The sequence below is a fragment of the Amycolatopsis dongchuanensis genome (assembly GCF_039542405.1).
Lineage (GTDB): Bacteria > Actinomycetota > Actinomycetes > Mycobacteriales > Pseudonocardiaceae > Amycolatopsis_E > Amycolatopsis_E sacchari.
Genome location: NZ_BAABIB010000150.1, coordinates 1 through 8,219, shown reverse-complemented (window position 1 = coordinate 8,219; position 8,219 = coordinate 1). Strand labels below are relative to the sequence as shown.

At 71.7% G+C, this 8,219-nt stretch carries 7 protein-coding genes and 2 pseudogenes; 6 read left to right on the top strand and 3 right to left on the bottom strand.

The genetic code is table 11. The features are described 5' to 3' along the window. Nucleotides 1–770 (bottom strand): SDR family oxidoreductase (locus tag ABFX51_RS35295; protein WP_346056346.1); only part of this gene is annotated, 770 nt, incomplete at its 3' end. A gap of 230 nt (nt 771–1,000) precedes the next feature. Here ABFX51_RS35295 and ABFX51_RS35290 point away from each other — a divergent pair. Next, entirely contained in the window at nt 1,001–2,590 is a 1,590-nt protein-coding gene (locus ABFX51_RS35290; RefSeq protein WP_091504254.1) for a DEAD/DEAH box helicase, read from the top strand. Nucleotides 2,591–2,700: 110 nt separating this feature from the next. Here the strand turns inward: ABFX51_RS35290 and ABFX51_RS35285 are convergent, their stop codons facing one another. Next, entirely contained in the window at nt 2,701–3,600 is a 900-nt protein-coding gene (locus ABFX51_RS35285; RefSeq protein ID WP_091504359.1) for an AraC family transcriptional regulator, read from the bottom strand. A 93-nt stretch (nt 3,601–3,693) separates the two neighbouring features. Between ABFX51_RS35285 and ABFX51_RS35280 the strand changes: the two genes are divergently transcribed. After that, complete coding sequence (locus ABFX51_RS35280; protein WP_245782870.1) at nt 3,694–4,767, top strand: acyl-CoA dehydrogenase family protein; 1,074 nt, start codon at nt 3,694–3,696, stop codon at nt 4,765–4,767. Nucleotides 4,768–5,078: 311 nt separating this feature from the next. Here the strand turns inward: ABFX51_RS35280 and ABFX51_RS39750 are convergent. Continuing rightward, nucleotides 5,079–5,267, bottom strand: a pseudogene (locus tag ABFX51_RS39750) (replication-relaxation family protein); the annotation flags it as partial. A gap of 642 nt (nt 5,268–5,909) precedes the next feature. Here ABFX51_RS39750 and ABFX51_RS35275 point away from each other — a divergent pair. From ABFX51_RS35275 to ABFX51_RS35260, 4 genes and pseudogenes are all read left to right on the top strand, one after another. Further along, nucleotides 5,910–6,056, top strand: a pseudogene (locus ABFX51_RS35275) (hypothetical protein); the annotation flags it as partial. A 62-nt stretch (nt 6,057–6,118) separates the two neighbouring features. Next, nucleotides 6,119–6,289: a hypothetical protein gene (locus ABFX51_RS35270; protein ID WP_245782869.1), complete on the top strand. Its 171-nt coding sequence runs from the start codon at nt 6,119–6,121 to the stop codon at nt 6,287–6,289. Nucleotides 6,290–6,425: 136 nt separating this feature from the next. Next, nucleotides 6,426–7,748, top strand: a complete 1,323-nt coding sequence (locus ABFX51_RS35265; protein ID WP_245782868.1) for an MFS transporter — start codon at nt 6,426–6,428, stop codon at nt 7,746–7,748. A gap of 25 nt (nt 7,749–7,773) precedes the next feature. Continuing rightward, entirely contained in the window at nt 7,774–8,172 is a 399-nt protein-coding gene (locus ABFX51_RS35260; RefSeq protein ID WP_218153381.1) for a carboxymuconolactone decarboxylase family protein, read from the top strand. Nucleotides 8,173–8,219 lie beyond the last annotated feature (47 nt).

The window sequence follows — 8,219 nt, the reverse complement described above, 5'->3', positions numbered from 1 at the left end:
CGACGTCCTCTACCACGCACTCCACACCGACCACCACCACTTGACATAGAAGCTTCCTGGGCACCGAAGCTCTGCACCTGTTCCTCGGGCATGGTCGAGGGGATCAGCGGCGTCCAGATCGGCCCCGGCGCCACGCTGTTCGCCCGGATTCCCTTCGGACCGAGCATCTGGGCCAGCGCGGCGGTCATGTTGGCGAGCCCCGCCTTGGTCACGTCGTAGGGCAGCAGCTGGGGCGGCGGGTTGTCGGAGTTGACCGAGCTGCTGGCGATGATCGAGGAGCCCGGCGCCATGTGGGGCACCGCCGCCTTCGTCAGGTGGAAGAACGCGCTGAGGTTGAGGGCCAGCGTGTGGTCCCATTCCTCGTCGGGGATGTCTTCGATCCACTCGTGGGTCATCTGGAACGCCGCGTTGCTGACCAGCACGTCGATCCGGCCGAACTCGGCCACCGCGGTGGCGATCACCGACCGGCAGTGCGCGGGTTCGGCCAGGTCACCGGGTACCAGGACGGCCTTGCGCCCGGCCTCCTCGACCCACCGCTGGGTCTCCCGCGCGTCCTCGTGCTCGTCGAGGTAGGAGATGAGCACGTCCGCGCCCTCGCGGGCGTACGCGATCGCCACGGCACGGCCGATACCGCTGTCGGCCCCGGTGATGACGGCCGCTTTCCCGGCCAGCCGCCCGGAGCCGCGGTAGCTGTGCTCCCCGTGGTCGGGCGCGGGATCCATGGCGCCGGTGGCGCCTGGCGGGGTCTGCTGCTGGGGAGGCTGGGACACGGGAACTCCTGTCGTCGGTTCTTCGCCTGTCGCCCCGGTCGGTACCCGCTACCACCGCGCTCACACGGGACACGCGCGTGCGTCGGGTACACTGATCACGCGGCCCGTCCAGTTCTGCCTCGGGCCGCATTTCCGTTGTCGGCTACCACGCGCCGCGGTCACCAGGTCCGCGCCGGGCAGGACAACCCTCTACTTACGGAGATCCAGGGCGCCCCGCGTCCACAACGCTTATGACCACACCTACTTTCACCGAACTCGGTCTGTCCGCGACCCTCGTCGACGCGCTGGCCGGGCAAGGCGTCACCAGTCCCTTCCCCATTCAGACCGCCACGCTCCCGCATTCGCTCGCGGGCCGGGACGTCCTGGGCCGCGGCCGCACCGGCTCCGGCAAGACCTACGGTTTCGTGCTGCCTGTGCTGGCCCGGCTCGCCGCCGCCCCGGCGCGGCGCCGGCCCGGCCGCCCGCGGGCCCTGATCCTCGCGCCGACCCGTGAGCTGGCCACCCAGATCGAAGGCTCGATCCTGCCGCTGGCCAGGCCGCTCGGCCTCAAGGTCACCACGATCTTCGGCGGCGTCAGCGCCAACCCGCAGATCTCCCGCCTGCGTGACGGCGTCGACATCGTCGTCGCTTGCCCGGGGCGGCTGGCCGACCACATGCGTTCGGGAGCCATCGGGCTCGACGCCGTCGAGATCACCGTGCTCGACGAGGCCGACCACATGGCTGACCTCGGTTTCCTGCCCGAAGTCCGTCGCATCATGGCGGCCACTCCCGCGCGCGGGCAGCGGCTGCTGTTCTCCGCGACCCTCGACGCGGGGGTCGACGTGCTGGTCAAGCGGTTCATGAACAACCCGGCCACGCACAGCGTGGACTCGGCGCAGTCGCCGGTGTCGACCATGGCGCACCACGTGCTGCACCTGGAGGAGAGCCACCGGCTGCCGGTGCTGGTCGACCTCACCGCCGCGGCGGGCCGGACGCTGGTGTTCACCCGGACGAAGCACCGTGCGAAGCAGTTGACGCGCAAACTGGTCGCCTCCGGCGTGCCGGCGGTCGAACTGCACGGCAACCTCGGGCAGGCGGCGCGGACGCGCAATCTGGCGGCGTTCTCGTCCGGAGCGGCGAGGACGCTGGTGGCGACCGACATCGCGGCCCGCGGAATTCACGTCGACGACGTCACGCTCGTCATCCACGCGGATCCGCCGGTCGAGCACAAGGCGTACCTGCACCGGTCCGGCCGCACGGCGCGGGCCGGGGCGGCCGGCACGGTGGTCACGCTGATGACCGACGAGCAGGTCGCCGACGTCCGCGACCTGACCCGCAAGGCGGGGATCAAGCCCACCACGACGCGGCTCGGTCCCGGTCATCCGCTGCTGTCCGAGCTGGCGCCGGGGGAGCGGTCGTTCACCGCGCCGCCGTCGCGGCCGGCCGCGGACACGCGGCCGAAGAAGGTGTCCGCGAAGGGTGGTGCGGCGCGGTCGCGTGCGGAGGACCGCTCGTCCGGGTCGGGCCGCGGCGGGGCCGGGAGTGCCCGTGGCGCGCGGCGTGGTGCCGTAGCCGGACGGCCGGGGCGGTCCCGGGCCGGCCAAGACCACGGTGGCCCGTCCGCTGGTGAGGGCCGCCGCTCGGCCGAACCCGCCGGACGTCGCGAGGGCGCCGGGAAGTCCGGCCAGGCTCGTCGTGGTGCCGCCGAGTCCCGTCAGCGCAGTTCCGGTGGCGTGAAGTCCGGGTCCGGCCGGGACTCCTCCGGTGGCGTTCCTGCCCGAACCGGCGGTGTCGCCGCCTTCTCGGCCGGTGCGCGCGCTGGTTCCCGCCGCTCGCGCTGACCCTCGTCGGCCGCGGCGCCACGGGCACGCCCGTACCCGGCCCCGCACGGCGGCCACGTGGGGCGGCTCTTCGCCGCGACCGACCGCGATGGTGTCCGCCTTCGGCGCGGTTACGCCCCGAGCTCGGTGGGAGTGCGGCGGAAGCTGGTCGGCGACATGCCGTACTCGCGGCGGAAGGCGCTGGAAAAGGCGAACTCGCTCGAATACCCGGTCCGGCGGGCGATCGTCGCGAGGGTGGCGTCGGTTTCCCGGAGCAGCCGGGCGCCGTGCCCCAGCCGGCAGCTGATCAGGTAAGCCATCGGCGGCCGGCCCACCTCCGCGGTGAAGCGCCGGGTGAACGCCGTCCGCGACATCCCCGCGGCCTCGCTGAGCCCGCCGACGGTCCACGACCGCCCCGGGTCCTCGTGCACCATCCGCAGGACGCCGCCGATCACCGGGTCCTCGGTCTTCGGCCAGCGGGCCGTGGCGTCGTGCTGGTCGTGCCACTGCCTCAGCGTCTGGACGACGATCAGGTCCAGCAGCGCGGGCAACGTCGCCCCGGTGCCCAGCCCCTTCCCGGACGTGTCCACGCGGAGGAGTTCGGCCAGTGCGAGCAGGCCGGGAAGCCGGTCGGCGTCCGGCGAGACCACGATGAGATCGGGCAACGCGCGGAGGTACTGCGGGACCTGGCCGTGGTCGAGCCGGTAGGCGCCGCACAGGAACTCGAAGTCGAACGGCCCCGGCGCCGGCGGGAACGGGCCCAGCTCCAACGGGGGCAGGTCCTGCAGTGCGGCCGGGGCGTGGCTGAGCCCGTGCGCGGCACCGGAGGAGGTGAGCACGACGTCTCCCGGCTTCAGCGCGACCGGCTCCTGGTCCTCGGTGATCAGCCAGCACGAGCCGTGCAGGACGAAGTGGAACCCGCTGCCGGCGAACGCGGGGAACCGCAGCCCCCAGGCACCTGACTGCCGGATCACGCGGCTGCCCACAGCGCCGGTCCGCATGCCGCGGAGCCCCTCGCTCATCAGGTCCATGCGGCCGATGCTAGCGAGCAGCCGCACAAGCGCGCATGGACCGGTGCCGCGCGCGCATGGTCCCGGTGCGGCTTCCGGTGCTTGGCTGGCGCCGTGATCGATGACTCCCCGAAGGACGAAACCAGCGAGATCCTGCGTGCGCACGCGGAAAAGGCGGAACAGTACGACCGGCCCGCGACGGAAAGCCTTGGCGCACTGCGCAAGGACGGCGTCTTCGCGCTGCGCACACCGCGGGCCTACGGAGGCGAGTGGGCGGGCGCGGAGACCATTGGGCGCCGCCTGGCCGGTCTCGGCCGCGCGTGCCCATCCACGGCGTGGATCGCGGGGGCCTGCGTGACCGCGAAGAACCTCGTTGTCGGCTCTTTTCCCGGCTCGCGGTCGGACGAGTTCTTCGCCGACCCGGACGCCCTCTTCTGCGGCTCGGGTGTGCCCGCCGGACAGGGCGTGCGGGTGGCCGAAGGCGTGCGGATCACGGGCCGCTGGCCGAACGTGTCGGGGTGCGAGGACGCGGCCTGGGCCGTGCTCGCCCTCGCGGTGGAAGGCACGTTGTCCTTCACCGTCGTGCCGGTCGCCGACCTGACCGTCGACCGGACGTGGCACATGGCGGGCATGCGCGGCACCGGCAGCCACAGCCTGGTCGCCGACGATCTGCTGGTGCCCGCGCGGCGCGTGGCCGCCGCATCCGCCTTCGCCGCCCAGGACCTGCTGCTGTACTCGATCACGGTGCTCGGTCCGGTGGTCGGCGCCGCCAGGGGCGCGCTCGACGCGACCGCGGCGATGTTCGCCTCGGACCGCAAACCGTTCATGTCCACCTACTCCCGGATGGGCGAGTCACCCGGTGCCCGGCACTGGCTGGCGGAGGCCGCGCACCTGGTGAACCGCGCCGAGAACACCATGCTCACGGTCGCCAGGGCGGCGGAGTCCGCCGGGCTGTCCGGCGCCGCCAGCGCCCGCCTGCACATGGAGCTCGCCGACGCCGGCCGCGACTGCCGGTCCGCCGTCGAGCGCATGCTCGACCTGCACGGCGCGAGCGGCTTCGCCACCGGGAACGTGCTCCAGCGGTACTGGCGCGACGTCGCCGTGGGCAGCCGCCACCCCCACCTGAACCCGTACCTCGCGGTGGAAAGGTTCGGCACGGCCCTGGTTTCCCCCGAGAACACGGACTGAAGGCAGGACGGGCACTGCGGTGAAGGGCGCCGAGGCGGCGTGCGGGTGTGCTTCGGCAACCCCGGCACGTCCGAGATGCATTTCGTGGCGGCCTTGGACGGGGTCGCGCGCTCCGTGTCCGCGTGGCTTTACCGCCCGGCGGACTTCGGCGAACTCAGCCGTGACGTCGCGACGGCCATTGCCGCGACGCGGGGCTTCGGCGACGACCGGTGTCTCCGGTGCGGTCGCGACGGTCGTCGTCGGGGCCGACCTTTCCTGGTCGGACGGCGCGGAACCCGCTGCCGCGGTGCCGCTTTGCCGGCCGGAGACCGGTCGCCGAAGTGGCGGGCGCAGCGGGTCTCCGACCACCGGTTGACGCCGACGGTGTGGGCCAGGCGCAGGTTGTGAGCGACGCCGAAGACCCGGTCGTGCCGGTAGCCGAGGTCCTTGACCTCGAGGTCGTCCCCGGCGGCGAGCACGGCCGCGCCGGCGGGCGCCAGGAAACAGTGGATGGGTGTGGTGTCGATCTGGAATCGCCTGGTCGAAGGGTGCGGTGCGGGTGATCTTTCGAATCCGCGCTACACCGGCACGCCACGTGTGGAACAGGCGGCGGAAGGAGGAAGTCCTCATCGACGTGGACGACGTGGGCTCGGTCACGAAGCCCGGATGCGCTGCAACGGGCGGGACAAGCTGCCCGCGGTGACGCGGGAACGGAACCGCACACGACACCGATATGTGTTGCGTGGTCTGGTGCGCGGCGGGCAGCAGAGCCGGGAGGTGTTGTTCTACGGCTCGCCGTGTGGTGGAGAAGCGCGACCAGGCGCTGGTGCGCCATCGAGCGGCCTTGGAATCGGGGGCGGACCCGCAGCTGCCGACCCGCTGGATGGTTGAGACGCAGGTCCGGCGCGCGGAGACACTTCCGAAGACGCGTCCGGGTGTGCAGTCGTCACGGCTGTCCCGGTGTGCGATCCGGCAGCTCGTCACAGGCCTGAACGATATCCGCCAAGTCTTGACCCTTGTGGACCCAGACGACAAGGCAGAGGTCTACCCATCGGGGCCTGTAGCTGCTGGTGGGTGCCCCTGCCGCCGATCCCGTGCCCGGCGTTGAGCACGAGGCCCGCGCGACGCCCCAGGCGCCGGCGAAGGGACCGGCGCGTTCACCTATGACCCCGCCGACCCCGGTACCGACCACCGGCGGCGCCTTGCTGATGTCGAACGAGTTCCCGCCCGGCCCGCTCGACCAGGCCCGCGGCGAGGCCAGACCCGACGTACTCGTCTACACCACTGACGCGCTCTCCCAGGACCTCGAAGTCACCGGCCCGATCCGCGCCCACCTCACGGCGAAGACCGACGCGCCGGCCACCGCATCCGGGTGCACGTCACCTCCAGCAACTTCCCGCGCTGGGACCGCGACCTCAACACCGGGGAACCCATCGACCAGGCCAGGGACTGGCGCCGGGCCAGGCAGGAGATCGCGCACGACGCGGACCGCCCTTCGCGGATCGTGCTCCCCGTGATCCCCGCCGCGCGACCGGGTTCGTAGCCAGCCGTTCCCGCTCGCAGGTCTGCGCGCCCGTCTGGTGCGCCTGCGGTCAATACCCCTTCAGCGCGAGGCAACGGTGCCGCCCCGCCGCCGGGCGAAACTACCGGGACGGGAGCGCGACGAAGGGAGTTCAACGGTGAACCAGACCCGGAACGTGGTGGCCCCGGCTCGCACATCGGGCCGGACGGTGGGGTGGGCGAGCTTCATCGGCACCAGCGTCGAGTGGTACGACTACCACGTCTACTCGATCGCCTCGGCGCTGGTGATCGGCAAGCTGTTCTTCCCCGCTTTCTCGTCGCTGGCGGGGACGCTCGCCGCGTTCGCGACCTTCGCCGTCGGGTTCGTCGCCCGGCCGGTCGGCGGGATCCTCGCCGGGCACCTCGGTGACCGGATCGGGCGCAAACGCGTCCTGCTCGCCACGCTGATCACGATGGGCGCCTCCACCACGCTGATCGGCCTCCTGCCGACCTACGACACGATCGGCCCCGCCGCGCCGGTGCTCCTGGTGCTGCTGCGCCTGGTCCAGGGGATCAGCGCGGGCGGCGAATGGGGCGGCGCCTCGCTGATGGCCGTCGAGCACGCGCCACCGGCCAAACGCGGGCTGTTCGGCAACTTCACCCAGCTCGGCACACCCGCCGGCATGTTCCTGGCGAACGTCGTGCTGCTGAGCACCACGTTCGCGCTGCCGGACGAGGCGTTCCGCTCGTGGGGCTGGCGCATCCCGTTCCTGCTGAGCTTCGTGATGGTCCTGGTCGGGTACTTCATCCGCCGGCGCGCCGAGGAGAGCCCGGTGTTCCGCGAACTCCAGCAGGCGAAGGAAACCCTCTCGGTGCCGCTCGCAGAACTGTTCCGCCACCACAAGAAGCGCATCCTCATCGCCGTCGGCACGTTCGTGGGCAACAACGCGTGCGGGTACATCTTCCTGACGTTCGTCACCGCGTACGGCACGAGCGCGCTCGGCCTGTCCCGCAACTTCCTGCTCGACGTGCTGCTCGTCGGCTGCGTGTCCTGGTTCGGCAGCATGATCTTCTTCGCGTGGCTGTCCGACCGCGTCGGGCGGCGGCCGGTCTACCTCGGCGGGTACGCCGGGATCATCGTGTGGGCCGTGCCGTTCTTCGCGCTGCTCAACACGGCGAACCCGGGGCTGGTGATCCTCGCCGTGGTGGTGCTGACGTTCGGCCTCGCCGCGACCTACGGGCCGCAGGCCGCGTTGTTCGCCGAGTTCTTCCCCGCCGCGGTGCGGATGAGCGGCAGCTCCGTCTCCTACGCCGTCGGCGCGTGCCTCGCGGGCGGGTTCTCCCCGCTGATCGCGACCGCGCTGTGGGGCGCGTCGGGCACGGTGTTCGCCGTGTCCGCCTTCATGATCGCTTTCTGCCTCGTCAGCGTGCTGGCCGTGCACGCGCTGCGCTGGTACTCCTCGACGCTGCCCGAGGCCGACGGCAGCCACCGCCGACTGTGACCCTCATCGGAAAGGGAGGAAAAGCATGATCCGGGACGAGCACTTCGAACTCGGCCGCGAGCTCCGCAGGCGGATGTTCGGGCGGGCCGGGGCCGACGACCAGATCGAGTCGACCACCGAGCTCGACGACAAGCTGCAGGACATCGTCACCCGCCACGTGTTCGGGGACATCTGGCAGCGGCCCGAACTCGACGTGCGCACCAGGAGCATGATCACCCTGGCCATGCTCGTCGCGCTCGGGCGCGCCCACGAGATCCGCATCCACCTGCGCGGCGCGCTGGCCAACGGCGTGACGCCGGAGGAGATCCGCGAGATCATGCTGCACTCGACCATCTACTGTGGACTGCCCGCCGGGGTCGACGGCATACTGGCCGCCGGCGAGGTCTTCGCGGAGCAGGGCGTGGACACCGGGAGCGCTGCCTAATGTTTATGTCAAGCAGCGGTAGCCGTGGTGTGTCGGTAGTCGGCCTG

Bases quoted from the DNA above. Each gene is read 5' to 3' on its own strand.
- ABFX51_RS35290 (WP_091504254.1), top strand. From the start codon at position 1,001: ATGACCACACCTACTTTCACCGAACTCGGTCTGTCCGCGACCCTCGTC.
- ABFX51_RS35285 (WP_091504359.1), bottom strand. From the start codon at position 3,600: ATGGACCTGATGAGCGAGGGGCTCCGCGGCATGCGGACCGGCGCTGTG.
- ABFX51_RS35260 (WP_218153381.1), top strand. From the start codon at position 7,774: ATGATCCGGGACGAGCACTTCGAACTCGGCCGCGAGCTCCGCAGGCGG.